General features: G+C 71.5%; 20 protein-coding genes, 4 tRNA genes, 1 other RNA gene and 2 pseudogenes. 12 read left to right on the forward strand and 15 right to left on the reverse strand.

Features of this window, described 5'->3' with window-relative positions; genetic code table 11:
• Window positions 1-63: 63 nt before the first annotated feature.
• Window positions 64-168 (reverse strand): annotated as a pseudogene (locus ACZ6S6_RS30800) (phosphorothioated DNA-binding restriction endonuclease); the annotation flags it as partial.
• On the opposite strand from ACZ6S6_RS30800, the pseudogene ACZ6S6_RS30805 reads away from it, so the two are divergent.
• Window positions 169-402, forward strand: a pseudogene (locus tag ACZ6S6_RS30805) (hypothetical protein); the annotation flags it as partial.
• A gap of 134 nt (window positions 403-536) precedes the next feature.
• On the opposite strand, the gene ACZ6S6_RS30810 reads toward ACZ6S6_RS30805, so the two are convergent.
• Window positions 537-624, reverse strand: a tRNA-Ser gene (locus ACZ6S6_RS30810).
• Window positions 625-756: 132 nt separating this feature from the next.
• On the opposite strand from ACZ6S6_RS30810, the gene ffs reads away from it, so the two are divergent.
• The 6 genes from ffs to ACZ6S6_RS30840 all read left to right on the forward strand — a co-directional run bounded on the left by ffs (window position 757) and on the right by ACZ6S6_RS30840 (window position 9,842).
• Window positions 757-851, forward strand: an RNA gene (gene ffs, locus ACZ6S6_RS30815) — signal recognition particle sRNA small type.
• Window positions 852-972: 121 nt separating this feature from the next.
• Entirely contained in the window at window positions 973-3,186 is a 2,214-nt protein-coding gene (locus ACZ6S6_RS30820) for a DNA polymerase III subunit gamma and tau (protein WP_469708040.1), read from the forward strand.
• A gap of 253 nt (window positions 3,187-3,439) precedes the next feature.
• Window positions 3,440-4,690 carry a phosphoribosylamine--glycine ligase gene (purD, locus tag ACZ6S6_RS30825; protein WP_469708042.1) on the forward strand — a complete coding sequence of 417 codons (1,251 nt, stop codon included), beginning with the start codon at window positions 3,440-3,442 and terminating at the stop codon, window positions 4,688-4,690.
• A gap of 356 nt (window positions 4,691-5,046) precedes the next feature.
• Window positions 5,047-6,912, forward strand: a complete 1,866-nt coding sequence (locus tag ACZ6S6_RS30830) for a M48 family metalloprotease (protein WP_469708043.1) — start codon at window positions 5,047-5,049, stop codon at window positions 6,910-6,912.
• A 381-nt stretch (window positions 6,913-7,293) separates the two neighbouring features.
• The gene (locus ACZ6S6_RS30835) at window positions 7,294-8,757 is read left to right on the forward strand and encodes a N,N-dimethylformamidase beta subunit family domain-containing protein (RefSeq protein ID WP_469708045.1); all 1,464 of its coding nucleotides are present in this window, start codon (window positions 7,294-7,296) and stop codon (window positions 8,755-8,757) included.
• Window positions 8,758-8,927: 170 nt separating this feature from the next.
• The gene (locus ACZ6S6_RS30840; RefSeq protein ID WP_469708047.1) at window positions 8,928-9,842 is read left to right on the forward strand and encodes a phosphoribosylaminoimidazolesuccinocarboxamide synthase; all 915 of its coding nucleotides are present in this window, start codon (window positions 8,928-8,930) and stop codon (window positions 9,840-9,842) included.
• Window positions 9,843-9,939: 97 nt separating this feature from the next.
• Here ACZ6S6_RS30840 and ACZ6S6_RS30845 read toward each other — a convergent pair.
• From ACZ6S6_RS30845 to ACZ6S6_RS30880, 8 genes are all read right to left on the reverse strand, one after another.
• Window positions 9,940-10,012 (reverse strand) — tRNA-Gly (locus ACZ6S6_RS30845).
• 22 nt (window positions 10,013-10,034) lie between these two features.
• Entirely contained in the window at window positions 10,035-10,646 is a 612-nt protein-coding gene (locus ACZ6S6_RS30850; protein ID WP_362960113.1) for a response regulator transcription factor, read from the reverse strand.
• A complete protein-coding gene (locus tag ACZ6S6_RS30855; protein ID WP_469708049.1) occupies window positions 10,643-12,097 on the reverse strand; it encodes a sensor histidine kinase in 1,455 nt (484 codons plus the stop codon). The genes ACZ6S6_RS30850 and ACZ6S6_RS30855 overlap by 4 nt, the downstream gene beginning before the upstream one ends.
• Window positions 12,098-12,110: 13 nt before the next feature.
• Window positions 12,111-12,923, reverse strand: coding sequence for an ABC transporter permease (locus ACZ6S6_RS30860; RefSeq protein ID WP_362960118.1), 813 nt, complete (start codon window positions 12,921-12,923; stop codon window positions 12,111-12,113).
• Entirely contained in the window at window positions 12,920-13,930 is a 1,011-nt protein-coding gene (locus tag ACZ6S6_RS30865) for an ABC transporter ATP-binding protein (protein WP_469708051.1), read from the reverse strand. Before ACZ6S6_RS30865 ends, ACZ6S6_RS30860 begins: the two co-directional genes overlap by 4 nt.
• Window positions 13,931-14,085: 155 nt before the next feature.
• Window positions 14,086-14,158, reverse strand: a tRNA-Gly gene (locus ACZ6S6_RS30870).
• An 81-nt stretch (window positions 14,159-14,239) separates the two neighbouring features.
• Window positions 14,240-14,311, reverse strand: a tRNA-Gly gene (locus tag ACZ6S6_RS30875).
• Between the two features lie 165 nt (window positions 14,312-14,476).
• Entirely contained in the window at window positions 14,477-14,812 is a 336-nt protein-coding gene (locus ACZ6S6_RS30880) for a histone-like nucleoid-structuring protein Lsr2 (protein ID WP_362960123.1), read from the reverse strand.
• A 469-nt stretch (window positions 14,813-15,281) separates the two neighbouring features.
• On the opposite strand from ACZ6S6_RS30880, the gene purS reads away from it, so the two are divergent.
• The 5 genes from purS (at window position 15,282) to ACZ6S6_RS30905 (ending at window position 20,237) form a co-directional block, all read left to right on the forward strand.
• A complete protein-coding gene (purS, locus tag ACZ6S6_RS30885; protein ID WP_078617732.1) occupies window positions 15,282-15,548 on the forward strand; it encodes a phosphoribosylformylglycinamidine synthase subunit PurS in 267 nt (88 codons plus the stop codon).
• Window positions 15,545-16,225, forward strand: coding sequence for a phosphoribosylformylglycinamidine synthase subunit PurQ (gene purQ, locus ACZ6S6_RS30890; protein WP_123460573.1), 681 nt, complete (start codon window positions 15,545-15,547; stop codon window positions 16,223-16,225). The genes purS and purQ overlap by 4 nt, the downstream gene beginning before the upstream one ends.
• Window positions 16,222-18,471: a phosphoribosylformylglycinamidine synthase subunit PurL gene (gene purL / locus ACZ6S6_RS30895; RefSeq protein ID WP_469708054.1), complete on the forward strand. Its 2,250-nt coding sequence runs from the start codon at window positions 16,222-16,224 to the stop codon at window positions 18,469-18,471. The genes purQ and purL overlap by 4 nt, the downstream gene beginning before the upstream one ends.
• Window positions 18,472-18,653: 182 nt before the next feature.
• The gene (locus tag ACZ6S6_RS30900; RefSeq protein WP_362960130.1) at window positions 18,654-19,187 is read left to right on the forward strand and encodes an ArsR/SmtB family transcription factor; all 534 of its coding nucleotides are present in this window, start codon (window positions 18,654-18,656) and stop codon (window positions 19,185-19,187) included.
• A 69-nt stretch (window positions 19,188-19,256) separates the two neighbouring features.
• The gene (locus ACZ6S6_RS30905; protein ID WP_469708056.1) at window positions 19,257-20,237 is read left to right on the forward strand and encodes a M23 family metallopeptidase; all 981 of its coding nucleotides are present in this window, start codon (window positions 19,257-19,259) and stop codon (window positions 20,235-20,237) included.
• 299 nt (window positions 20,238-20,536) lie between these two features.
• Here the strand turns inward: ACZ6S6_RS30905 and ACZ6S6_RS30910 are convergent, their stop codons facing one another.
• The 5 genes from ACZ6S6_RS30910 to ACZ6S6_RS30930 all read right to left on the reverse strand — a co-directional run bounded on the left by ACZ6S6_RS30910 (window position 20,537) and on the right by ACZ6S6_RS30930 (window position 26,980).
• Window positions 20,537-21,226 (reverse strand): DUF5825 family protein, encoded by a 690-nt coding sequence (locus ACZ6S6_RS30910; RefSeq protein WP_362960135.1) that lies wholly within the window; start codon window positions 21,224-21,226, stop codon window positions 20,537-20,539.
• A 119-nt stretch (window positions 21,227-21,345) separates the two neighbouring features.
• Complete coding sequence (locus ACZ6S6_RS30915) at window positions 21,346-23,316, reverse strand: RiPP maturation radical SAM C-methyltransferase (protein WP_469708059.1); 1,971 nt, start codon at window positions 23,314-23,316, stop codon at window positions 21,346-21,348.
• A gap of 136 nt (window positions 23,317-23,452) precedes the next feature.
• The gene (locus ACZ6S6_RS30920) at window positions 23,453-23,575 is read right to left on the reverse strand and encodes a hypothetical protein (RefSeq protein ID WP_362960141.1); all 123 of its coding nucleotides are present in this window, start codon (window positions 23,573-23,575) and stop codon (window positions 23,453-23,455) included.
• Window positions 23,535-25,478, reverse strand: coding sequence for an alpha/beta hydrolase family protein (locus ACZ6S6_RS30925; protein ID WP_469708123.1), 1,944 nt, complete (start codon window positions 25,476-25,478; stop codon window positions 23,535-23,537). Before ACZ6S6_RS30925 ends, ACZ6S6_RS30920 begins: the two co-directional genes overlap by 41 nt.
• 110 nt (window positions 25,479-25,588) lie before the next feature.
• The gene (locus ACZ6S6_RS30930; RefSeq protein ID WP_362960146.1) at window positions 25,589-26,980 is read right to left on the reverse strand and encodes an MFS transporter; all 1,392 of its coding nucleotides are present in this window, start codon (window positions 26,978-26,980) and stop codon (window positions 25,589-25,591) included.
• Window positions 26,981-26,999: the final 19 nt, after the last annotated feature.

Consider the following 26,999-nt stretch of genomic DNA (forward strand, 5'->3'; position numbering starts at 1 on the left):
GACCATACTCTTGGTATCGCGCCCCTTACCAGCGCATTCTCGTGATCGGCGGGGCGGCGGTCGGGCGGTGGTTGCGGGACGTGGGCCGCCGTGGAAGACCTGGCTGGTGTGCCAGGAACGGTGAGCGGCGATGGGGCGGACGCCCGGCTGGGGCCCGATCACCGGACGCGCCTGCACGACGCACGGCACACGGCCGGGACCGTCCTGCTCCTGCTCGGAGTCCCCGACGTGGTGGTGGACGCAATCATGGGTTGGGAACCGGGCAGCTCTGCTCGGATGAGGGCCGGTCCCATGCTGCAGAACGTCGCACAGCAGGTTGGTGACGCGCTCTGGGGCGATACCTCGGAGGCCGACGAAGCAGAGGTCGAAGGCTCGGAAGGTCGCCCCTCAGACCTCAACTGAGACGGAAGATCGCGGAGAGGCTGCCGCCTCGCGGCTCGCGGTCTGCGGCTGCGCCGTCTCGGGTCGGGACGCGAAGAAGGCCCTGACCAGTCGAAACTGGTCAGGGCCTTCTTCGTATTGCCCGGTGAGAGCAATGGCGGAGGATACGAGATTCGAACTCGTGAGGGGTTGCCCCCAACACGCTTTCCAAGCGTGCGCCCTAGGCCACTAGGCGAATCCTCCGCGGCAAACAATACAAGACGTTGAGGAGTGCTCGCGAACCCGTTCCCCGTTCGCGGTCCCGGCGGGGTCCCAGCGGGGTCCTGAGGGGTGGGGAGGTGGACTTGTGGGGGCGGGGATCGGCTAAGGTGGGCGTCAGCCCCTCACGTGGCGCTATCTGACTGAACTCCCCCAGGGCCGGAAGGCAGCAAGGGTAGGTTGGCTCTGGCGGGTGCGTGGGGGGCCCTTACGTTTCCGGGGCCGTCCGGTACGTGTCCGGGGCGCCTGGTCTTCGCCGTGACGGTGCTCTCGGGGCCGGTGGTGTGCCCGGCCCGGGGCCGGTTGTCGGTCCGCCCCTATAGCCTCGTATGTGTGTCGTCCCTTGCGCTGTACCGCCGCTATCGCCCCGAGTCGTTCGCCGAGGTCATCGGTCAGGAGCATGTCACTGACCCCTTGCAGCAGGCCCTGCGGAACAACCGGGTCAATCACGCGTACCTGTTCAGCGGGCCGCGCGGCTGCGGCAAGACGACCAGTGCGCGCATCCTCGCCCGCTGTCTGAACTGTGAGCAGGGGCCCACGCCCACGCCGTGCGGGGAGTGCCAGTCCTGCCAGGACCTCGCGCGCAACGGACCGGGCTCGATCGACGTGATCGAGATCGACGCCGCTTCGCACGGTGGCGTGGACGATGCCCGTGATCTGCGGGAGAAGGCGTTCTTCGGGCCCGCGTCGAGTCGTTACAAGATCTACATCATCGACGAGGCGCACATGGTCACGTCGGCGGGGTTCAACGCCCTGCTGAAGGTGGTCGAGGAGCCGCCGGAGCACCTCAAGTTCATCTTCGCGACCACGGAGCCCGAGAAGGTCATCGGCACCATCCGGTCGCGTACCCACCACTATCCGTTCCGGCTGGTGCCGCCGGGGACGCTGCGCGACTATCTCGCCGAGGTGTGCGCCAAGGAGGACAGCTTCGTCGAGGACGGGGTGCTTCCGCTGGTGGTGCGGGCCGGCGCGGGGTCCGTGCGTGACTCGATGTCGGTCATGGATCAGCTGCTGGCCGGTGCGGCCGATGACGGTGTGACGTATGCCATGGCGACGTCCCTGCTCGGTTATACGGACGGCTCGCTGCTCGACTCCGTCGTGGACGCCTTCGCTTCGGGCGACGGGGCGGCGGCGTTCGAGGTCGTGGACCGGGTCGTCGAGGGCGGCAACGACCCGCGGCGCTTCGTCGCCGACCTGCTGGAGAGGCTGCGCGACCTGGTGATCCTGGCCGCTGTGCCGGATGCCGGGGAGAAGGGGCTCATCGATGCCCCGGCCGATGTCGTCGAGCGGATGCAGGCCCAGGCGTCCGTCTTCGGGGCCGCCGAGCTGAGCCGCGCCGCCGACCTGGTCAACGAGGGGCTCACGGAGATGCGCGGGGCGACCTCGCCGCGGCTCCAGGTCGAGCTGATCTGCGCCCGGGTACTGCTGCCCGCGGCCTTCGACGACGAGCGCTCGCTCCAGGCGCGGCTGGACCGGCTGGAGCGTGGCGCGTCCTTCGCCACCACCGGGCCGGGGCCCGCCATGGGGTACGCCCCGGGCCCCGAGGCGTTGGCCCACGCCCCCGTCGCACCGCAAGCTCAGCAGGCAGCTCAGGCAGCTCAGGCAGCTCAGGCGGCTCAGGCCCCGCAGGCCCCTGCTCCCGCGCCGTACCCGGCCGCGCAGCCGGACGCCGGGTCGGGGCCCGCCGCCGCGCGTGCCGCCGCACGCGGAGAGGCAGCGCCGCCCACCCCGGTGCAGGAAGCCCCGCCCGCCCCGCCCGCCCAGCCGCCGCCCGCCGAGGCTCCCGCGGCCGGTCAGCGGCCCGGCGCCTGGCCCGGCGCGGCCGCGCCCGAGCAGGGGCGCCGGCCGGGAGGCTGGCCGACCGCCTCCACCCCCGGCCAGGCACCGGCCCCGCAGGCCGCCCCCGCGCCGGCCGCGCCCGTGGCACCGGCTCCGGGTCCCGCCGCGCCGGAGCCGGCCCCGGGTATGACGCAGGGCGCCGGGCAGGTGCGCAACATGTGGCCCGACATCCTGGAGGCGGTCAAGAACCGCCGCCGGTTCACCTGGATCCTGCTCAGCCAGAACGCCCAGGTCACCGGCTTCGACGGCGCCACCCTCCAGATCGGCTTCCTCAACGCCGGTGCCCGCGACAACTTCACGAGCAGCGGCAGCGAGGACGTGCTGAAACAGGCACTGGCCGAGCGGTTCAACGCCCAGTGGAAGATCGAGGCGATCGTCGACCCGTCGGGCGGCGCCGGACAGCCCCCGCAGACCGGCGGCGGCCGCCCCCCGGCCCCGCCCGCACCGCAGCGACCGGCGCCGCCCGCGCCGCAGCAGCAGTACGAGCCCCGGCCGGCCCCGGAGCGGCAGCAGCAGGGGGGCGGCGAGTCCGCCGCGGCGCCCGCGTCGCCGCCGTACACCGCTCCGGAACCACCCCGTTCGGTCGCCCCGGAGGACGACACCGCCGAGGCCGACGACCCGGACCTGGTCGACTCCGCGCTCTCCGGCCACGACCTGATCGTCCGCGAGCTGGGCGCCACGGTCGTCGAGGAGTTCACCAACGAGTAGAGCGCGCGCCGTCGAGACGCTCCGGCGCCCCGCGGTGCACGCCACCGGGCACCGCGCCCTGTCCGACCCCCGGCCCCGACCCGCAAGGCAGGCCCCGACCCGCAAGGCAGGCCCCGACCCCGACCCGACCCCGACCCGGCCCCGATCCGCCGGGCAGGCCCTGGCCCGGTGTCCACGGGGCCAGGCCCTGGCCCGGTGTCCACGGACCGGCGCCCGTCAAGGCCGCCCGGCCCCGGCGGCTAGGCTGCACCCCGTGAAGGTCCTCGTCATCGGCGGCGGCGCCCGCGAACACGCCCTGTGCCGCTCTCTCTCCCTCGACCCCGACGTCACCGCTCTGTACTGCGCCCCCGGCAACGCCGGCATCGCAGAGGTGGCCGTACTGCACCCCGTCGACGCACTCGACGGCGCTGCCGTCGCGCGCCTCGCCACCGAACTGGGCGCCGAGCTGGTGGTCGTCGGCCCGGAGGCACCGCTTGTCGCAGGGGTCGCCGACGCCGTGCGCGCCGCGGGCATCCCCTGCTTCGGCCCGTCCGGCGAGGCGGCCCGGCTGGAGGGCTCCAAGGCGTTCGCCAAGGACGTGATGGCCGGGGCAGGCGTTCCGACCGCCCGCAGCTACGTCTGCACCACCTCCGCCGAGATCGACACGGCCCTCGACGCGTTCGGTGCTCCGTACGTCGTCAAGGACGACGGTCTCGCCGCCGGCAAGGGCGTCGTCGTCACTGACGACGTCGAGGCGGCCCGTGCCCACGCGCTCGCCTGCGACCGCGTGGTCATCGAGGAGTTCCTCGACGGCCCCGAGGTGAGCCTCTTCGCGATCACCGACGGCACCACCGTGCTGCCTCTCCAGCCCGCCCAGGACTTCAAGCGCGCCCTCGACAACGACGAGGGCCCGAACACCGGCGGCATGGGCGCGTACTCCCCGCTGCCGTGGGCCGACCCCAAGCTGGTCGACGAGGTCATGCAGTCGGTCCTCCAGCCGACCGTCGACGAGCTCCGCCGCCGCGGTACGCCCTTCTCCGGGCTGCTGTACGCGGGTCTCGCGATCACCTCGCGCGGCGTACGGGTCATCGAGTTCAACGCCCGCTTCGGCGACCCGGAGACCCAGGTGGTCCTGGCCCGCCTGAAGACCCCGCTGGCCGGTGTCCTGTTGGGCTCCGCCAATGGCACCCTGGACGAGCTGCCTCCGCTGAAGTGGCGCGACGACGCGGCCGTCACCGTGGTCATCGCCTCCCACAACTACCCGGACACCCCGCGAACGGGTGACCCGATCGAGGGTCTCGAAGACGTCGCGGCACAGCATGCCCCGCATGCGTACGTCCTGCACGCCGGGACCCGGCGGGACGGCGACGCGGTCGTCAGCGCCGGCGGCCGGGTGCTGTCCGTCACCGCGACCGCCAAGGACCTCGCGGGCGCCCGCGAACGCGCCTACGCGGCGGCGGCCCGGATCCGGCTCGACGGCTCCCAGCTCCGCACCGACATCGCGAAGAAGGCCGCGGAGGCCTGAGACGTACAAGCACCTGGCGAGGAAGGCCGCGGAAGCCTGAGACGCCCCACCGTCGAGAGGGCGCGGAGGTCTGCGCCCTCTCGTACCCGGTCCCGGTAACTGTCCCGGTCCCGGTAACGGTCCTGCCTCCGCCGACGCGCCATTGCCCCATGGGCAGCGGCGCGTCAGCAGCTTTACCCAAAGCCATTCCATCGAGTGACGGCTGAGCCATCCGGATGACGCCCGCCGAAGCCCCAACTAGGGTGCGGCGCAAGCTTTCCGGCACTTGGCCCACCGGCATTGCGATGTCAGTGCCGGGTGCCACAGTGGGGGAGTGAGCAATACCGTCGCGAGGGCAGAGGGGGTGACATCCAGCCGTGTCCGGTACCGGTACAGGTGAGGAGTTGGGTGCGCAGGCTGCGCGCGCCCGCGCGCTCGCTCTGCTGCGCATCCGCAGCAGGGCGACGGCAGCGGCGCTGCTGCCCGCGGCCGTCGCCGTCGTGCTGTTCGCCGCGGGCGCACAGGGATTCGTCGACGGCGGCGGCTGGGAGGCGGTGCGCTGGGCCGTGACGGCCTGCGCCGTCGTCGTCCTGCTGGTCGCGGCAGCCACCGCGATCGCGGTGGTACGGGCGAAGCCGGCGGTCAGCCCGACCGTCCCGCTCAGCGAGAAAGCGGCCCCGGATCTTTACCGGCTGGTCCGTGATCTCGCCGATCGCCTCGACGTGCCCGCGCCCTCGGCCATAGCGCTGACGCCCGACTGCGACAGCTGGCTGGAGGACCGCACCCATCCGGCCGCCGACCGTGCGGCCAAGGAAGCCGCCCGCCGGGACCCGGACGGGCCGGGGACCGGTCCGGGACGCCACCGCAGAGTGCAGGCCGCGCCCGTACTGGTGATCGGTTCGCCGTTCCTCTGGTGGATGCGGGTCGCGGAGCTGCGCGCCGTGCTCGCCCCGGTCGTCGCGGGCACAGGCCCCTCCGCCCATCCCGACATAGCCGCGGCCCGGCGCTTCGTCCGGGGACTGGACGGGGCCGTCGCCGACGCGGCCGCACCCGCCCAGGGACCGCTGAGCAAGGTTCTGCGGCTGCCGCACGCCTTCATCGGCCGGATAGCCCGGCTGCTGCTGCGCAGCTGTCACAGCCACGCCGCGGAGATGGAGCGCGGCGTCGCCGCCGCGGCGTCCACCCGCGCCCAGGCGGTGGACTACGGACTGCGGATCGTCGCCCAGGAGCAGGTCGGGCTCGCCTACGCGGGCTGGGACCGGCTGCTCACGCGGGTCGCGCTGCCCGCCTGGCGGATGGGGCGCTGGCCGTCCCGGCTGGACGCCGGTGTCGTCTCCGCTCTCACCGAGCTCTCCCGGCGCGACCGGCTGGCCGACGGGTTCACCTCCCGGCTCGGTGAACGGCCCGCCTGCGACCTCCTGGAGGAACCGGGAGCGGCCGACGAGGCGGCGTCCCTGCTGGCCGCCCGGCTCTTCCACGGCGGTCCCGCGGAGACGGGGCCCGACTGGTCCCCGGTGGACTGGCAGCAGTATCCGGAAGAAGTCGTCGACCGGAAGTGGCGCACCGAGGCGGCCCGTCTGCACCGCGTCCTGGACGACATGGGCGTACCGCCCGCGTCCTCCGCCGGCGCATCCGACGTCGCCGGTGCCGCGGTGCCCACACTGGCCCGCGTCGTCGAGCATCTCGCCTCGGGCAACGGCAACGGGAGCGGCAACGGCAACGGGAACGGCAACGGCGACGGCAACGGGAGCGGCAACGGGAGCGGCAACGGTGAGGAGCTCGCGGCAGGGATCAGCGCCGCCATGGCCCGTGACGAGGCCCAGGCGCAGGCCCAGAGCCAGGGGCAGCCCCGAGGAAAGGCCCAGGGCCAGACCCCGCAGCCCGTGCCCGGCGGTATCGGCGGTGCCGGTCCGTCCGGCGGGTCCGGTGGGTCCGGTGGGGACGTGCTGGACTTCTGGGGGCCCGACCCCCTCCCGCTGTTCCCGCTCCAGCCACCCCGTACGGGGACCGAGCTGCTCGCCGACCACGTCGCGGCGATGGTCTGCTGCGCCGCGGTCGACACGGCGGGTGCGGCCCCCGGCCTCGACTGGCTCGACGGTCCCGCGCTGCTGGTCGACGGCGCACGCCGGTCCGATCTCGGCGCCCCGGTCCTCAGCCTCGTCGAGGACGGCGACGCCGGCCCCCTGCACTCCTGGCTCGCTTCGGTCGGTGTGCGTACCGACAAGCCCGTACGCCTCGTCTGAAACGGGTTCAAACCCGAACGTGCCCCGGACGTCTCGAAGACGGGTCCCGGACGTCTCGAAGTCGCGTCCCGCAGGCACGCCGCCCGCGTCCCGCACGCACCCGCACACGCACCCGCACACGCACCCGCCCGTGTCCCGCCCGCGTCCCGCCCGCGTCCCGCCCGCGTCCCGTGCGTATCCGATGCGTCCCGAAGCGCAACTGGGGTGTAATCAAGGCATATCACCACTCCTCGGCCCCCAATACCCGGAAGACCAGGTTCCGTTAACGTCAATTCGCGACGAACGGTGACGGAGTGGATGCGTTATGTGATGTGCTGGGGACCGGCGCTGACAGGCAGCGCACCACTGTTGTTCCGGGGGCCCGAGAGAGGGAAGCGCATTATGGGGGCGGAGCAGATTCGTCGTTGGGAATCAGGTGCCCTCGCGCACGCCGTCACCGACCCCTTCGGGCAGGGGCCGCTCCCCTGGCTGCGCGGCAGTGAGAACTACTTCGACGACACCGGTCAGGTAGTGCCCTGGTACGCCGACCCCACGCTGCCCCGCGGTTCCACCGGCGGCGGCACCCGTACCGCCGACGACGTGCACCGGCAGATCAAGGGTTTCAGTTCCACCGGCGCCGCGGCCCCCGGTGAGGCGATCGACTTCCACATCACCGTGGACCCGCCGCAGCAGTTCTCCGTGGACATCTACCGCATCGGCCACTACGGGGGCGACGGCGCCGCAAAGATCACCACGAGCCCGCGGCTCTCCGGCATCGTCCAGCCCGCGCCCCTCGCCGCCGACCGCACGGTCTCCTGCCACCACTGGTGGCAGTCCTGGCGGCTCCAGATCCCCACCTACTGGTCGATCGGCGCCTACGTCGCCGTGCTCACGACGGTCGACGGATACCGCTCCCACATCCCGTTCACGGTCCGCGACGACCAGCCGGCCGATCTGCTGCTGATCCTCCCGGACATCACCTGGCAGGCGTACAACCTCTACCCGGAGGACGGCCGCACCGGCGCCAGCCTCTACCACGCCTGGGACGAGCAGGGCCGGCTGCTGGGCGAGGAGGACGCGGCGGTCACCGTCTCCTTCGACCGCCCCTACGCCGGCGCGGGCCTCCCGCTGCACGTCGGCCACGCCTACGACTTCATCCGCTGGGCCGAGCGCTACGGCTACGACATCGCCTACGCCGACACCCGCGACCTGCACGCGGGCCGCATCGACCCGACCCGTTACCGGGGCCTGGTCTTCCCTGGCCACGACGAGTACTGGTCGGTCACCATGCGCCGCACCACCGAACGTGCCCGCGACAACGGCACCTCCCTGGTCTTCCTCTCCGCCAACACCATGTACTGGCAGGTCAGCCTCGCGCCGTCGGCGTCCGGCGTCCCCGACCGGCTCCTCACCTGCCGCAAGCGGCGCGGCCCGGGAAAGCCGGCTCTCTGGCGCGAGGTCGACCGCGCCGAGCAGCAGCTCCTCGGCATCCAGTACGCGGGCCGGGTCCCCGACCCGGCCCCCCTGGTCGTGCGCAACGCGGAGCACTGGCTGTGGGACGCGACCGGCGCGGGCGAGGGCGACGAGATCGACGGCCTGGTCGCGGGCGAGGCCGACCGCTACTTCCCGCGCACCACGCTTCCCGAGCACGACAACCGCATCCTGCTGGCCCACTCCCCGTACCAGGACACCGAGGGTGCGACGCGTCACCAGGAGACGTCCCTCTACCGGGCCCCGTCCGGCGCGCTCGTCTTCGCCTCCGGCACCTTCGCCTGGTCCCCGGCCCTGGACCGCCCCGGCCATGTGGACCCGCGCATCCAGCGCGCCACCGCCAACCTCCTCGACCGCATCTGCAAGCGCGCCTGAGGACCACGGCACACCCCCACGCCAGGCCGCACCCGGGCCGCACCCGGGCCGCACTCAGGCTGCACCCGGGCCGCAGCCCTGCCGCGCCACTGCCGCACCCCTGCGCTGCCGTCCGCACCCGGATACGGGACAATCGGAACGACTCCTGGATCAACCTACGCGGAGGCAGCGTGTCCGGATTTGTAGAAAAGCCCGAGCCCGTACAGGTACCGGGGCTCACCCACCTGCACACGGGCAAGGTGCGCGACCTGTACCGGAACGAGGCCGGTGACCTCGTCATGGTCGCCAGCGACCGGATTTCCGCGTACGACTGGGTCCTGCCCACCGAGATCCCGGACAAGGGCCGCGTGCTGACGCAGCTCTCGCTGTGGTGGTTCGACCAGCTCGCCGACCTCGTGCCGAACCACGTCCTGTCCACCGAGCTGCCGGCCGGCGCCCCCGACGACTGGGCCGGCCGTACGACGGTCTGCAGGTCGCTGCGGATGGTCCCGGTCGAGGGCGTCGCCCGCGGCTATCTGACGGGCTCCGGTCTCGTCGAGTACAACGCCTCGCGCACCGTCTGCGGCCTCGGCCTGCCCGAGGGTCTCGTCGACGGCTCCGAGCTTCCGGGGTCGATCTTCACCCCGGCCACCAAGGCGGCCGTCGGTGACCACGACGAGAACGTGAGCTACGAGGAAGTGGCCCGCCAGGTCGGCGCCGAGACGGCGGCGCAGCTGCGCCGCACGACACTGGACGTGTACGGCCGGGCCCGTGACATCGCACGCGAGCGCGGGATCATCCTCGCGGACACGAAGTTCGAGTTCGGCTTCGCGCCCACCGCCGACGGTGGCGAGGAACTGATCATCGCGGACGAGGTGCTGACCCCGGACTCCTCGCGCTTCTGGCCCGCCGCCACCTGGGAGCCGGGCCACGCCCAGCCTTCGTACGACAAGCAGTTCGTGCGCGACTGGCTGACCTCGCCGGTCTCCGGCTGGGACCGCGGGAGCGAGCAGCCGCCGCCGGCGCTGCCGCAGGAGATCGTGGACGCGACCCGGGCCAAGTACCTGGAGGCGTACGAACTCCTCACCGGCATGCCCTGGAAGTAGCCGCCCCTGGCACACAAAGAAGACCCCGCACACAAAGAAGTCCCCGCACACGAAGAAGCCCCCGGTCTTTCCCGATCGGGGGCTTCTTGCTGAACCGAGCGGACGACCAGGTTCGAACTGGCGACCTCAACCTTGGCAAGGTTGCGCTCTACCAACTGAGCTACGTCCGCAAGCGCCGAAGCGCGAGAACTACTATACCCAACCCCGCTCGCGCGCGAGACGCACCGCCGCGTGACGGTTCTCGGCCCCGAGCTTCGAGGCCGCGGACGAGAGGTAGTTCCGTACCGTTCCCTGCGTCAGCGAGGCCCGCTCCGCGATCTCCGCGACCGGCGCCCCGTCCGCCGCCAGTTCCAGCACCTCGGCCTCGCGCACGGTCAGCGGCGAGTCCCCGGCCGCGATCGCGTCGGCCGCCAACTCCGGATCCACGTAACGGTTCCCGGCGTGCACGGTACGGATGATCCCGGCCAGCTGCCGGGCGCTGACGGTCTTCGGCACGAACGCCCGCACGCCCGCCGCGAGGGCCCGTTTCAGATGTCCCGGCCGGCCGTGGCTGGTCACGATCATGGTGCGGCAGCCCGGGAGTTCGGACCGCAGCGATGTGGCGACGCTCACACCGTCGGCCCCCGGCATCTCCAGGTCCAGGACCGCCACATCGGGACGGTGCGCGCGGGCCATGGCGAGCGCCTCGGGCCCGGTCGCCGCCTCCGCGACCACCACCAGGTCGTCCTCCAGCGCGAGCAGCGCGGCGAGCGCGCCCCGGATCAGGTGCTCGTCGTCGGCGAGCAGCACCCGCACCGTAGTCATCGTCGCTCCTCCAGAAAGGCCCTACGCGTTTCCGTACCAGCCGTACCAGCCGTACCAGCCGTACCAGCCGTACCTCGTACATCAGCGGAAGCGGAAGCCGTACGCGATACGCCCCCGGCGTCCGTACCCGACACGGCCCCCGAAGCCGTCCACGGCGCGGCGCCGGGCTTCCGGCCCGCGTCCGGGCGGGACAGCGGGATTCTCGCGGTCAGCCGGAAGAGCCCGTCGCCGGCCGTTCCCGCGTCCAGCGAGCCGTCGAGCGAGCCGAGCCGTTCGCGCAGTCCGGTCAGCCCGGAACCGTTCCCGCCGGAACTGTGGTCCCCGGCACCGCAATCACCGGTCGTGGTCGTGGCCGTGGCCGTGGCCGACGCGCCGTCGTTCTCGACGTCCAGCACCACCTCGTCCGCCGAGGCGGTGAGCCGGATCGTGCAGCGTCGGGGGTCGCCGTGCCGCAGCACGTTGGTGGCCGCCTCGCGCACCACCCAGCCGAGGGCGGCCTGGACGGGCGCGGCCAGTTCGGCGCCGCTGTCGCCCACCACCGCGCACTCGATGCCGGCCGCCCGCAACACGCCTTTCGCCCCGGCCAGTTCCGTACTCAGATCCGCCTCCCGGTAGCCCCGTACGACATCGCGGACCTCCTGCTGGGAGGCACGGGCGATGCGCTGCACCTCGACCATCTGGTCCACCGCCTGGGGCCTGCCGCGCTGGGCCAGCTCCACCGCCAGCTCGCTCTTGAGTGCGATCACGGCGAGATTGCGGCCCAGCACGTCGTGCATGTCCCGCCCGAACCGCAGCCGCTCCTCGGCGACCGCGAGCCGGGCCTGTACGTCCCGGGCCTCCTCCGCCTGCCACATCACGCTCAGGCTCCAGGTGCTCGGACGTACGGAGATCAGGACCAGGACACAGCCGAAGAGCGTGGCCGGCGCCGCGCCGGCCAGGATGCCGCCCCGCACCCCGGCGGCCGCGAGGACGCCGGTGGTCAGCGCGGCGAGGCCGAGCGACTGGACCAGGAACGTGCGGACCGGGACGAGCAGGGCCTGCGTCATCACCAGCGCCATCGGTATGTTCATGGCCATCAGCAGCAGCCCGTCCCCGTCGACCCCGTCCACGGCGGCCAGCGTCGCCAGGAGCCCCAGCGCCACCAGCAGCAGGGTGAGCGGTGCGATCATCCGCTGCCGGGGGAACACGGAGATGCCGCAGTAGTGCTCGTACGACGGCCGCGCGTTGCGGTTGCTCAGCGCACACTGCGCCAGGCAGACCACGAGCAGGGCCAGGCCCAGCGCCAGCGGGAGCGGCGCATGGTGGATGTCCGCCGTCAGCGGAGCCAGCTGCCACGTCAGGGTGAAGAGCCAGGGGATGGCCGCCACGGTCAGCCGCGAGTACAGGTCGATCCGTTCCAGTTTGCTGCGTTCCTGCCAGCCGCGGCGCCAGCCACGTACGCGCGTCAACACCGCACCACACCCCTCAGCGTCGCGGATCCCAGCGGAACCACCGCTTGACAGCAAACACCGCGAGCAGGGTCCAGACCAACCCGGTCAGCGCGGCCGACAGCAGGTCGGTGCCTTCCGCGCCGCCGAGCCAGCCGGCCCGTACGAGTGTCATCACTCCGGTCAGCGGCAGCAGCTCACACACCGACGCGAGCCGGTCCGGAAGGATCGCCAGCGGTACGAAGAGTCCCGAGCCCGTCAGTGAGGCGAAGAACAGCGGGAGGGTCGTGAGCTGGGCGGTCTGCACGGTGCGGGTGATCACCGAGGTGGCCGCGGCCAGTGCCGTCAGCAGCACCACGCCCATCACCAGCCCCAGCAGGAGCAGCTCAGGGCGTTCGGGTGCGCCGAGGCCGAAGAAGGCGGTACCGGCCACGACGATCACCGTGGCCTGTGCCAGGGCGAGTGCGGCCGCCGGCAGCGCGGTTCCGGTCAGGATCTCCCCGTCGGTGACCTCGCCGGTACGCAGCCGCTTCAGGACCAGTTCCTCGCGGCGTGCCACATAGGCGGCGACCATGTTCATGTAGACGGCCTGGAGCAGCACCGTTCCGATGCCGCCGGTGAGCGCCGCTCCGGCTACGGTCAGCCCGGTCCCGCCGAGATCTATCTGCTCGAATGTCGACTTCATGGCCGTGACCATCACGGCGGGCATGAACAGCGCGACGAAGACGGCCGTCTTGTTGCGGAGGAGCAGTGTCAGCTCGGCCCGTCCGAGGGCGGTCAGCCGGCCTCGGGCCGTCGTGGTCGGGGATCCGGTCGTCGCGGTGTTCGCGCGCGTTGTCGCGGTCGTCATGCCACAGCCACCTTTTCGGTTCCGGTTCCGGTCTTGTTCCCGGTCTCGCTCTCGGCCTCGGCCGTGTTCTCGGGTTCGTTCTCGGTCTTCGCCGCGGTCCTGGCGATGTCGAGGAATGCCTCTTCGAGCGAGGCCGACCGCGCATCGAGCCCGATCAGCCGGACGTCCGACTCCGTTGCCCAGCCCAGCAGTTCGGCCAGCGACTCCTGGAGACGGTGGGTACGGATCTCGATCCGCGGGCCGTCGGCCGCGGCGCGCAGACTCAGCGGCAGCTGTCCCGCGGCGGTCCCTTCGGGCAGCTCGAACCGGATCCGGGACGGCCGCGCGGCCGTCACCTCCGCGGTGGTGCCCGAGGTCACGATCCGTCCCCGGTGCATGATCGCCAGCCGGTCGGCGAGCGCCTCGGCCTCCTCCAGGTAGTGCGTGGTGAGCAGCACGGTGATGCCGCCCTCCTGGAGCCGGCGCACCAGCGCCCAGGTGTCGCGCCGCCCCTCGGCGTCGAGGCCGGTGGTCGGTTCGTCGAGGAAGAGCACCTCGGGCCTGCCGAGAAGGGCCAGCGCCAGATCCAGCCGCCGCCGCTCGCCGCCGGAGAGCTGTTTCACCCGGACGCGCGCCCGGTGGCCGAGCCCCACCAGGTCCAGGGCCTCGCCGGTGGGCCGGGCGCCGCTGGTGCAGCCCGCCCACATCCGTACCGTCTCGGTGGTCGTCAGGTCGGAGGGGAAGCCGCCCTCCTGGAGCATCACCCCGATCCGGGGGCGGACGGCGGCGCGTTCCTCGTACGGGTCGTGGCCGAGCACCCGAATCGTTCCGCCGTCGGGGCGGGCCAGACCCTCCAGCAGTTCGACGGTCGAGGTCTTGCCGGCGCCGTTCGTGCCGAGCAGGGCGAACAGCTCGCCGCGTGCCACGGAGAAGGAGACGCCGGTCACGGCCTCGAAACCGCCCGCATAACTGCGTCGGACACCGTCCGCCTCGATCACGCACTCATGGGGAATTTCGTCGAAGGTCATGACTCAAGGCTTCCTCCCGGACGGCGCCGGGAGCAGTGCGAGCTGTCATCGCAGTGCATGACAAACGTCATGGAGGGGTGCGGACGGTGTGGATATGACCGAGATCGAATACGAAGAAGCCCCCGGCCGAAAGACCGGGGGCTTCTTACTGAACGAGCGGACGACCAGGTTCGAACTGGCGACCTCAACCTTGGCAAGGTTGCGCTCTACCAACTGAGCTACGTCCGCATTGCAACCACTCGGCTTTCACCGGTGGAGCGAGCACTACTCTACCTGATCCACTGGAGTGGTTGAGGAAGAGTGATGCAGAGCGGGTGACAGGAATTGCACACTGCGCCTTCCCCCTGGAAGGGGGATGTTCTACTACTGAACTACACCCGCACGCTGCTTGGGGCCCGGCTTTTCGGCCTTGCCCTTCGGCGTGCTCCAGACTCTAGCCGACCTGCGGGGGTGTCGCGCAAGTCGGCTCCCGCGAGGTGTCGTCGAGGAGGCCGGTGCCGGACGGTCGGACGCCCCCGCCCGGCACCGGCCGTCCGGCGCTTCCGCTCAACTGGCTTCTTGGAACGCCTCGTAGACCTTCTTGGGAATCCGGCCGCGGGCCGGCACCTCCATCCGGTGCGACCGGGCCCAGGCGCGCACGGCCGCCGGGGCGGGTGCGAGCGAGGTGTGCCGGTACGAGACGGGAACCTTGCCGTGCTTGCTGGCATTTGTCTGCTTACGGCCCGCCGCCATGTACGGGGCCAGGGCCTTGCGCAGTTTCTTTGCATTGGACGGATTGAGGTCGATCTCGTACGACTTCCCGTCCAGCGCGAAGGTGACCGTTTCCGCTGCCGCTCCCCCGTCGATGTCGTCGGAGAGTGTGACCACTACGCGCTGAGCCACGGATATCGGTCCTTTCCTGCGGCATCTGCGCGTCTGACATGCGCGGATGCCGGCCTTCCGGCTGTGAGCGCGGATGAGGGCCGACTGGTGCCGGCCGTTCCGGGGCAATGTCGCTTTCCCCGGTAATCATTTGTACAGCGATGTGCACCGCATTGTGAAGCCCACCCAATTACGTGCGCGTGTCAGCCTGCTATGTGTGCTGCTGGTGGGGATTTTTTCCGCAGGATTTTCCGTATCCGTTGCCACATCCGTTCCCGCGTGCGTTCCCGGTTCCGTTGCCACATCCGTTCCCGGTTCCGTTCCCTCGTGTCTTCCCGGTTCCGTCGGCTGTCGCGGCCGATATCTCGGCGTGATCCGGGCCGCCCGATATCTACCCGCGTAGAATTTCTGGACAGGTACGCTGAGGGGACCCGCGGGGGTCCTGGGGAACCCCCCGGAGAAACAGCCGCACCACACCACCACACCGGGAGTGCCAGTGGCACGCGTCGTAGTCGACGTCATGCTCAAGCCCGAGATCCTCGACCCGCAGGGACAGGCTGTGCAGCGTGCGCTGCCCCGTCTCGGCTTCGAGGGAATCGCGGACGTACGTCAGGGAAAGCGTTTCGAGCTGGAGGTCGAGGGGCCGGTCGACGAGGCCGCCCTCACCCGTATTCACGAGATGGCCGAGACGTTCCTCGCCAACACCGTCATCGAGGACTTCACCGTGAAGGTGGAGAAGGCCGAGGAGTCGAAGTGACTGCTCGTATCGGAGTCGTCACCTTTCCGGGCACCCTCGACGACCAGGACAGCCTGCGGGCCGTACGAGTGGCGGGCGCCGAGCCCGTTTCGCTGTGGCACCGCGACAAGGATCTGCACCAGGTCGACGCGGTCATCCTGGCGGGCGGTTTCTCCTACGGCGACTATCTGCGGGCCGGAGCCATCTCCCGCTTCTCGCCGGTCATGGAGACCGTGATCGAGCAGGCGAAGGCGGGCATGCCGGTTCTCGGCATCTGCAACGGCTTCCAGATCCTGACCGAGGCACATCTGCTGCCCGGCGCGATGCTGCGCAACAACCACCTGCACTTCATCTGCCGCGACCAGAAGCTGCGCGTCGAGAACGCGGGCACCGCCTGGACCTCGGACTACTCCGAGGGCCAGGAGATCTCCGTTCCCCTCAAGAACATGGACGGCCGCTACACCGCCGACGAGCACACGCTCGACGAGCTGGAGGCCGAGGGCCGCGTGGCGTTCCGTTACGTGGACGTCAACCCCAACGGCTCGCTGCGCGACATCGCCGGCATCTCCAACGCCGCGGGCAACGTCGTCGGTCTGATGCCGCACCCCGAGCACGCCGTCGAGCCGCTGATCGGCACCGGTCGCACCGACGGTCTCGGTTTCTTCACCTCGATCATCAAGAAGCTGGTCAACGCATGAGCCTGGACACGGTCAAGCACGCGGCCGAAACCCCGGACACCGAGCAGCCCTGGAAGGAACTCGGCCTCAAGGAGGACGAGTACGCCAAGGTCCGCGAGATCCTGGGCCGCCGTCCCACCGGCGCCGAGCTCGCCATGTACTCGGTGATGTGGTCCGAGCACTGCTCCTACAAGAGCAGCAAGGTCCACCTCAAGCAGTTCGGCGAGAAGGTCCCGGACAACGACGCGATGCTCGTCGGCATCGGCGAGAACGCCGGTGTGGTCGACGTCGGCCAGGGGTACGCGGTCACCTTCAAGGTCGAGTCGCACAACCACCCCTCGTACATCGAGCCCTACCAGGGCGCGGCCACCGGCGTCGGCGGCATCGTCCGCGACATCCTCGCGATGGGCGCGCGGCCGATCGCGGTCGTCGACCCGCTGCGCTTCGGCGCGGCCGACCACCCCGACACCAAGCGCGTCCTGCCGGGCGTCGTCGCGGGCATCGGCGGTTACGGCAACTGCCTGGGCCTGCCGAACATCGGCGGCGAGGTCGTCTTCGACGCCTGCTACCAGGGCAACCCGCTCGTCAACGCCGGCTGCATCGGCGTGATGAGGCACGAGGACATCCACCTGGCGCAGGCCTCAGGCCCCGGCAACAAGGTGATCCTGTACGGCGCCCGTACCGGCGGCGACGGAATCGGCGGCGTCTCCGTGCTGGCCTCGGAGACCTTCGATTCGACCGGTCCGGCCAAGCGCCCGGCCGTCCAGGTCGGCGACCCGTTCCAGGAGAAGCTCCTCATCGAGTGCACCCTGGAGATCTTCAAGGAGAAGCTCGTCGCGGGCATCCAGGACCTCGGCGGCGCCGGGCTCTCCTGTGCCACCTCCGAGCTGGCCTCGGCCGGTTCGGGCGGCATGCGCGTCGAGCTGGACACCGTGCCGCTGCGCGACTCCTCCCTCTCGCCCGAGGAAATCCTCATGAGCGAGTCGCAGGAGCGCATGTGCGCGATCGTCGAGCCGCAGCACGTGGACCGCTTCATGGAGATCTGCGAGAAGTGGGACGTCATCGCCACCGTCATCGGTGAGGTGACCGAGGGCTCGCAGCTGGAGATCTTCTGGCACGGCGAGCAGATCGTGGACGTGCCGCCGCGGTCCGTCGCCCACGAGGGCCCGACGTACCACCGCCCGTTCGCCCGCCCGTCCTGGCAGGACGCGCTCCAGGCCGACGACGCCGGCAAGCTGGCCCGTCCGTCCAACGGCGCCGAGCTGCGCGAGCAGGTGCTGCGGCTCGTCTCCTCCCCGAACCAGGCGTCGAAGTCCTGGATCACGGACCAGTACGACCGCTTCGTGCAGGGCAACACCGTGCTCGCGATGCCCGAGGACGCCGGCATGGTCCGCATCGACGAGGAGTCCAACCTCGGCGTGGCCATGTCGACCGACGGCAACGGCCGGTACGCGAAGCTCGACCCGTACACCGGCGCACAGCTCGCGCTGGCGGAGTCGTACCGCAACGTCGCCGCCTCCGGCGCCAAGCCGCTCGCCATCTCGGACTGCCTGAACTTCGGCTCGCCCGAGGACCCGGACGTCATGTGGCAGTTCGCCGAGGCAACCCGTGGTCTGGCCGACGGCTGCCTGGAGCTGGGTACGCCGGTCACCGGCGGCAACGTGTCGCTGTACAACCAGACCGGCGAGACGGCGATCCACCCGACGCCGGTCGTGGCCGTGCTCGGCGTGATCGACGACGTCACCCGGCGTACGCCGGTCGCCTTCAAGGAAGAGGGCCAGCTCCTCTACCTGCTCGGTGACACCCACGAGGAGTTCGGCGGCTCGGCCTGGTCCGAGGTCGTCCACAACCACCTCGGCGGCATGCCGCCCAAGGTCGACCTGGGCCGCGAGAAGCTGCTCGGCGAGATCCTGATCTCGGCCTCCCGCGACGGCATGATCGACGCGGCGCACGACCTGTCCGACGGCGGTCTGATCCAGGCGGTCACCGAGTCCTGCCTGCGCGGCGGCAAGGGCGCCCGGCTGGTCGTGCCGGACGGACTGGACGCGTTCACCTTCCTGTTCTCCGAGTCGGCGGGACGCGCGATCGTCTCGATCCCGCGCAGCGAGGAGCTCCGCTTCAACGACATGTGCGGGGCGCGGGGTCTGCCCGTGGCCCGGATCGGTGTCGTGGACGGCGAGGAGATCGAGATCCAGGGCGAGTTCGGCATCCCGCTGAGCGAGCTGCGTACGGCGCACGAGGGGACGATCCCCGCGCTGCTCACGTAGTTCGTAGTTCGTAGTTCTGCCTGCGCACTGCCGCAGAGGCCCCCACCCGGACCGCTTCCGTCCGGGTGGGGGCCTCTCGGCTTTTCACTTCCCACGCGCAGGTTCCCTTGCGCTGCCCCCCTTGTGCTGCCTCCGTGTGCTGCCCCCTTGCGCTGGATTACGTAATTACGTATTCTCGATGAATGGAACTGGAAGAGCGCGTCTCGGAGCTGGAGCGGCGGCTTGAGGCACTCGTGGGTGACCGCCCGGATGTCCCGCGCCCGACGGGGGCCGATTTCTGGGCCCTGGAAGGGCTGAAGCAACAGCTCTCCGGGGCCGGGACCGACGATGGCGGTGTGCTGTACACGGGCGCGGTACGACTGCCGACGGGCGAGCGGTACGAGTGGCAGTACAGCGCGCTGACGGAACAGTTGCTGGAGGACGGGGAGGCGGGTGATCCCGGGGAGCCGGGCGCCGACTGGTCGGATGCCGCGGAGTCGTTCGCCGCGCTCGGGCACCCGGTGCGGCTGCGGTTGCTGCGGGAGATCCTCGGCGGCCGGCGCACGGCCGCAGAGCTCGCCGCGCTCGACGAGACCGGTACGACGGGGCAGATCTACCACCATCTGCGTCAACTGACCGGTGCGGGCTGGCTGCACACGACGGGACGGGGACGGTACGAGGTCCCGGGCGCCCGGGTGGTGCCGCTGCTGGTGGCCCTCACCACGGCCAGATCCTGAGGAACGCGTACGACGAAGCAGGCAATCCGAGGAACACGTACGACGAAGCAGACGATCCAGGGGGAAGTCATGTCTGTCCGTAAAGCTGTCATGGTGCTGTACCGGGTCTGCTGGATCGCCTTCTTCGTGATGGTGATCATCAGCCTCTTTCCCCGGCCGCCGTTCCCGTACTGGCTGACCTGGGTGCCGGCGGCCGCCGCGGTCGCCCTCGCTCTGACGACGGGCCGCAGGGGCCGGGCAGCGGCGGCGGACCCACGGCCCGCGGTGGAGGTCGAGCCGCCGGTGACGGGACGCTGGACGGCACTGAACAGCCCGGCGGACAGGGTGCCCAGCCATGGGGTGCACGCCTATGGGCAGACGTACGCGATCGACATCGTGGCGGAGCCGGAGCCGGAGCCGGAGCCGGGATCGGGGTCGGAGCCGGGGTCGGGGTCGGGGTCGGAGCCGGAGCCGAGGCCGGCTCCGGATCGTGGGCCCGGTTCCGGCCCCGAGGGGCGCGCCGTCCTGTCCCGACCGAAGTTCCGCGTCCTGTGGCCCGTCGCCCGGCGCAACCACCACTTCCCGGCCTTCGGGGCTCCGCTCCTCGCGGTGGGCGACGGCACGGTGGTGCACGCCTCGCACGGCCGCCGCGACCACCTCAGCCGCAACTCCGGCCCCGCGCTCGCCTACTTGATGCTGATAGAGGCGTCCGTGCGTGACATGCGGGGCGCGGGCGCCATCGTCGGGAACCACCTCGTGCTGGACCTGGGCGACGGTACGTACGCCATGTACGCCCATCTGCGGCACGGCTCGATCCGGGTGCGGGCGGGGGAGGAGGTCCGGGCCGGGCAGCCTCTCGCCGAGTGCGGGAACTCCGGGAATTCCACCGAACCACATGTGCATTTCCAGCTGATGGACGATCCGGATCTGGATGTGGCGGTCGGAATTCCGTTCACCTGGCGGGGGATAGGTGTTCCGGCGAACGGCGAGGCATTCACGGCCGGGGCAGCGGTTCACGGAGGTCCGGCCGGGGAGCGCGGAGGGGAGCCGGGAGGGGCTCAGGCCTCCTGAGTCCGGACGGCCCCGGGCAGCCGGGTGGCCAGGAACGCGGCGAGGATCATCACGCCGGTGGCGCAGTACAGGCCCCTCATCAGCGGTCAAACGGTGCCCCGAAGCCCGGCGGCAAAACCCCCAGGTCATCCCATCGACAGGGGGCACACAGCCCAACTGGACCCGGGGGCCGGGCGACCCATTTCGGGGCCACGGAAAAGGCAACGGGGAGCCGGGTGCCGTCGCGGGGGGACGGCCGGGGCGGCCGGGTGCGGGGCGGGGCGGCCGGGTGCGGGGCGGCCCGGCACCGCTCCGCCTCCTCAGATCGCCATGGCCTCCTGCGTCCATCGGCTCACCCGGTAGGGCACCCACCAGGCGAGCGGGCCCACGTGCAGCACCAGCCGTTCCCCGGTGAAGTCCGCCAGGGCGTCCTGGGGGACGGACTCCTGCCCGGCTCCGTAGGCGAGCGCGTCGACGGCGGTGCGGTAGTGGGGTTCGTCCGCGGTGAAGCGCTGGAGGTTGCCCCAGCGGCGGTCGCGGATCTGGAAAAAGCCGGGGCCGTTGCGCCACAGGCACTTGCCCAGATAGTGCCCGCTCCGCCAGGCGGCCAGCGCGGCGTCCGGGTCGGGGGCTCCGTGCAGGGTGCGGGGCGGCTGGAGGTGGCTGAGCACGAGCGGGTCGTCCGGGCGGGCCGGGTCCAGGCGCAGGTCCCATTCGACGAGTACGGCGCGGGCGGTGAGGTCCCGCACCAGACTGAGCGCCCGCACGGTGCGGCGGGCTGCGGCGAGGTCCGCGGCGTCGGCGAGGTCGACGACCGCGGGCAGACGGACGCGGCGGACTCCGAGGTCCCACAGCCGGTCGCTCTCCTCGGCGACGGGGCCGGTCAGTTCGAGGTCGCCCAGGGACATGCCCGGCAGGGCGCAGGCGTCGTCGTCGTAGTCGCGCCAGGCGGCGATGCTCAGCGGGGTGGTGTCGTCGGCTGCGGGTGAGGTGTCGAGTGCGGCGTCCATGGCGGGGTCTTTCCGTCGTGTCGAGGTGAGGAGGGAGGAAGCCAGCCCGTGGCGGGGAGGGAGGAAGCCAGCCCGGCGGGGTGGGGACGGCCCGCCCGTGCGGTCGGGCGGCAGGAAGGTCAGGCCAGTGCCGGCGTCCGGTTCGGCGCGCCGTCCGTAGCGGGGGCGGTCCCGTCCTGGTGCGGGCCGGCGGCGGGATCCGGCGCGGGGGCCGCGTGCAGGTGCCGCATGAAGTCGAGGCGCAGGAGGTCCTCGTTGACCGCCGCTGGAGCGAGGTGGACGTACTGTCCGGCGTCGGTGAAGACCAGCCCCAGGCGCACCCAGTCGGCGAGCAGCAGTTCGACATCGGCCTCGGTGCGTGCGTGGCCCGGGACGCGGGCGGTCACCTTGCGCAGCAGGGCCGCCGGGGCGTGCGGCTGGTCGAGGAGGCGGAAGACGGCGGTCTCGAAGGGGCCGGTCAGCTCCTTCGTGCGCCAGTCGAAGGCGCGCCGCCTGCTGACCAGGACAATGCGGTCGCCGAGGTCGGTGTGGGTGAGGCGGGCGTCCGCGTGGTGCTTCTTCCACAGGGCGATGGCGTCGTTGAGAGCGGACACGGTGGGCTCGCTGATGCCGCGTTCGGGGGCTTCGAAGACGTACGCGAGGTCGTAGAGCTCCTTTTCGGGGAGGTCGTAGGTGAAGCGGTAGTGCGCCTCGGGGCGCAGCCCGTCGAAGCCGAGTTCGGGGCGGTTGAAGTAGGGGCTGAAGCGTTCGATGGCGATGCGGGCGGAGAGGTCGACGGGCGGGTCGAGGTGTTCGAGGGCGGCGAGCTGGCCGATGACGCCCTCGTAGTCCTCAGCGCTCTCGCCGGGGAAGCCGTGCAGGTAGTTCCAGGAGACGGACAGTCCGGTCTCGGCACCGTCGCGGAGCATGCGGACGTTCTGGCAGCCGCTGACGCCCTTGTCCATCAGGTCCAGGACCCGGTTGTTGAGGCTTTCGATGCCGGGCTGGACGTAGATGAGGCCCGCGTCGGAGAGGGTGCGCAGCTGGTTGCGCCGCATGTTGGCCTTGATCTCGATGTGCAGGCGCAGGTCGTAGCCGCTGTCGATGATGCGGGGCAGCACGGTGGTGAGGTAGCCCATGTCGAGGATGTTGTCGACGACGTACATGTCCAGGACCTTGTGTCTGCGCGCCAGGTCCATGATCTCTTCGTAGAAGACGTCGGGGCTCTTGCTGCGGAACTGCATGAAGGAGCCGTTGAGCCCGCAGAAGGTGCAGTGGTGCTTCTCGCCCCACCAGCAGCCGCGTGCGCCTTCGACCACGAGTTTGGGCTCCACCCAGTTGCGGGCCACGGATGCGGCGAGGCGTTCGAAGTAGCCGCTGTAGTCGGGTGGCAGGATCGTGGCGGGCGGCAGGGGGCTGGTGGCCATGGAGTTCGCGACGGACGTCCCGTCCTCGGTGCGGCGGCACAGTCCCGGCACGGTCGAGAGGTCGTCGTCCGTGGTGAGAGCGGTGAGCAGTTGCGGGAAGGCCGCTTCGCCCTCGCCCCGTACGACGAAGTCCACGAAGGGGAAGTTGCGGTGCAGTGCTGCGCCCTGTTCCGCGTCGCAGTTGGCGCCGCCGATGACGGTCTTGATGTGCGGGGCGAGCCGCTTGACGTGCTTGGCGGCGGCGAGGGCGGCGGTGTTCTGCTGGAAGGTGGAGGTGAATCCGACGACGTCGGGCTCCTCCGCGACGATGCGGCGGGCGATCTCGTCGACGAACTCCGGGACCACGGCGTGCAGTTCGTGGGACATCTTCATGCGGGCCTTGTTCAGCCGGGTGCGCATGGACGCGGTGAACTCGGCCTCCCGCCAGGCGGGGTCGTCGTAAAGGGCGGAGGAGAACACCCAGTCGCCGCAGCCCATGAAGTACGAGGCGAGGGCGTAGTACTCGTAGTCGTCAGCGGTGAACTCGGTGCGGGCGGTGATCCAGTCGGTGAATTCGAGGTTGGCGTGCAGGACGGTGGCGTGAGCGCCGGGCACGCGCTCGTCGACGCTGCGTTTGAGTATCCCCAGGGCGAGCGACGGCAGATCGATGGGCGACCAGGGCATGTTGACCAGCAGGACACGCACGGGGATGACTCCTTCGCGGTGGTGAGGAGACGACCTGGAGCGCGACGGGCGTGGGCCGGGTCGTCAAGGAGGGTGGAGCCGGTCCGGGGCGAGAGACGCCCCGGACCGGTCCGTCAGTACGGGAGCAGCGGAGTGCTTACTGCTCGTCCTGGCCTTCCTCGGTGTTGCGGAAGGGGACGGTTATGGTGATGCCGACGCTCGGCTTGCGGTTCTCCTCGTCACCCGTGAGCGGGTCGTTGTGGATGATGTCCTTCTGCATGGTGGGTTGTCCTCTCCGTGGGGTGGTGCGCGGTGCTGCCTGCGGCCGGTGCGCTCTCGTGCTCCGCACGGCCCTCCCCCTGCCGGGTGGCGGGGGATGCTGTAGGGGTGGTGCGCCGCCGGCCGCGCAGTGCGCGGTCGAGGAAGACGACGGCGGCGCGCAGTGCGCGCACGTGGTCGGCACCGTCGTAGCCGTCGTGGCCGGTGTCCAGCCAGAGGGCCTCATGCCTCTTGCGATGTGCCGTCAGTGCTCGTAGGTAGTACCGCACTTGCTCCGGCGGGCACTTCGCGTCGTGTTCGGCAGCGACGATCAGCAGGGGCGCGTCGAGGTGCTGGACGTAGGTGTGCGGCGAGCTACGCGCGTAGGCCTCGGGGAGTTGGGCGGGAGTGCCGCCGAAGAGGCGTTCGTCGAGGGCGCGCAGTGCGGGGGTTCCGGTGGCGTGGGCGCGGGCGAGGTGGGCGACGGGTTTCACCGCCACGCCCGCCTGCCAGAGGCCGGGGCGGGTGCCGAGCGCGAGCAGGGTGAGGTAGCCGCCCCACGAGGTGCCCCACAGGGAGATCGCCTCGGGGTCCGCCCAGCCGCGCGCCACCAGGTCGGCGCGGGCCGCGGCGAGATCGGCGACCTGGGTGAGTCCGACGCCCTCGGACATCGCGCCGCGCCAGGCGGGCCCGTACCCGGTGGAGCCCCGGTAGTTGACGCGGGCGACGGCGAATCCGGAGCCGACCAGGGAGTGCACGATGCCGTCGTAGGCGTCCCGGTCGTGGTCTGCGGGCCCGCCGTGAACGAGAAAAACGGTGGGCACCGGGCCGCGCGCACCCTCGGGAAGGGTGACGAGAGTGTGCAGGTCACCGTCGGGGCCCGGCGTCCACAGGTCGTGCGACACCCCGGGCACCGGGGTGGGAAGGCCTGGCAGCGTGGGCAGCGCGGTGCCCGCGCTGGAGACGGCGCGCGGTGTCTCGGCGGTGCTGGTCCAGAGCATGTGGACGTCGCCGTGGGCTTGCTCGGCCGCGTCGAGCAGGGTGCCCGGTGCGGTGGGCAGAACGGTGAGGGTGCGGCTGACGAGGTCGGCCCGGTGCAGAACGCTGCGTCCGTGCCGGTCCTGCCGGATCAGTGCGCTCCGGCCGTCCGGCCGCCAGCGCGCGGTGATCTCGGTGTCGAACGCGCACCAGGCGTGGGTGCGCGGCGGCTCCCCCGGACGCCAGGTGGCGAGCAGATACCGCCCGCCGTGCTCGCGTACGAGCAGCAGATCGCTCTGGTGGCGGCCGGGCTCGGGGCCGATACCGGGCCCTGGCACCGGGCTGAAGCCCAGTGACCACAGTGCGCCGCCGCCATCGCCGCCATCGCCGCCATCGCCGCCATCGCCGCCGCCATCGTCGACTCCGTCGTGGAATTCGGCGCGGAGTTCTTCCTCGCGGAATTCTTCCTGGAGTTCGGCGAGGCGGCTGCCGTCGGCGGTGCGCAGGACGGTGACGGCCTGCGCGGAGCGCGCCTGGCCGCCGATCGCCAGGAGTTGCCCGTCGGCGCTGATCCCCGTCAGGTTGGCGTGGTACGGGAGACGCGCGACCCGGTGGGCCACCCCGCCGCGCGGGCCGCCGTACACGGTGGTGGCTGCGCCGTCGCCCAGCGCGAGGGCCACGACACCGCTGCTGCTGACCGCGAGCCCCCTGGCCTGACCTGCGGGCACGCCGAGTAAGCCACTCCTGGTCGGACCGCCCTCGAAGGGTTGGAACCGCCACCGGCCGACCCCGTGGGTGTCCTCCTCGAACCACCACACGTGGGCGTCCGCGTCGACGGAGCAGTGGAAGGTGCCGCCCGGCCGGTCGGTGACCTGGCGGGCGGCGGAGGTGACGGTGTCCCAGGTGAAGACCTCGCAGCGGCCGTCCGCGTCCGCCGTGAACACCATCCGCGTGGGGTCGGCCGAGCACACCTCCGGCAGCGCGGCACGGAAGACGCGGTAGCGGGGGGCGGGCGCTTCGGCTGCGACTGCCCCGGGGGCTGCTCCTTCTGGGGCGGTCACTCGGCTTCCCCCTTGTCGCCGGGTTCTCCCGTACTCCCCGTACTCCCCGCAAACCGCGTCGGCCGGTTCGCGAGCGTTCGGGGGTGCGCCCAGCTGGTGTGGGCGGCGAGGAGCAGGAGTGCCGAGGCGCAGCCGAGTGCGGGGCCCGGCGTGCCTGCGGCTGCGGCGAGCACGCCCGCCGCGGCAGGCCCGAGTGCTGCCGCGCCGCCGGCCCCCGTGGCCAGGACGGCCCCGGCGCGGGCCTGGAGGTGCGGCGGTACGGCGGCGATGGCCCGGGACTGCAGTACGACGGTGGCCACGGGCATGATCAGGCAGATCGCGCCGAACAGGACGGCGTCCCACCACGGCGAGCGGGTGGTGGCCAGTGCCGCGGTGAGCGGCAGGAGGAGCCAGGTCACCGCGAGGACGCTGCGGGCCGCGCCGAGTCGCAGCGCGAGTGCGGGAGCGGCCAGCGCGCCCGCGATTCCGGCGGCGCCGGCGACGGCCAGCACCGCTCCGGTGGCGGCGCCGCTCTGTCCGCCGGTCTGGAGGGTGAGCAGGACGCTGAAGTAGAGGGCGGCCAGTACGCCGTTGACGACGGAGGTCCACAGCAGGACCAGCCGCAGGATCGCCGAGCCCGCCACGAGACGCAGTCCCGCGGAGAGTTCGCCGCGTGCCGGGGAGCGGGACGACGTGCGCGGAGGGGGCCCGCCCGAGCCGTCGTCGCCCGGCACCCCCGCCTTCTCCGTGACCGTTGTGCCGCCCCCGGACTCGTGCGGGGCGCGCAGGTCCGCGTGCATCGACCTGACGCAGACGGCGGTCGCCACGTACGAAGCGGCGTCGACGACGAAGGGTAAGGCGCGCCCCAGTTGGTACAGCGCACCGCCGAGCACGGGCCCCAGGACGAGCGCGAGGCGCTCCCCGACCTCCAGCCGCGCCACAGTGCGGGCGTATCCCTCGGGCGGTGTGATCATCGCGACCGTGCCGCGCGAGGCCGCCTCGTACACGGCGGTGGAGAACCGTTCCACCCACACTCCGAGCAGCACCAGCACCAGGGGCGGTCGGCCCGTGGCGACCGCGGCCGCCACGCCCGCCATGGCCAGCGCGGACACACTCGCAGACCACACCATTACCGGCTTTCGTGCGCCCCGGTCGGCGGGAACGGCCGCCAACGGGCCGAGCACCAGCCCCAGCAGCACCGAGGCTCCTACGACGACTCCCACCGCGGTCGACGAGTAGCCGAGGCCCAGCAGCAACAGCGGAAGCACCACGCCGGAGGTCTGGCTGCCGAGGGCGTCAGCGGTGTTGGACCACCAGAAGAGGCGCGCGTCCCGGGGCGCGGCGCTCGTCGTCTCCGGCCCAGGAGCGACGGGGTGGCCGCCCGCCGGGGACGCCGAGGTCTCCGCCATCCCAGCTCCCCTCCTGGCC

Source organism: Streptomyces sp. NPDC048671 (assembly GCF_055587045.1).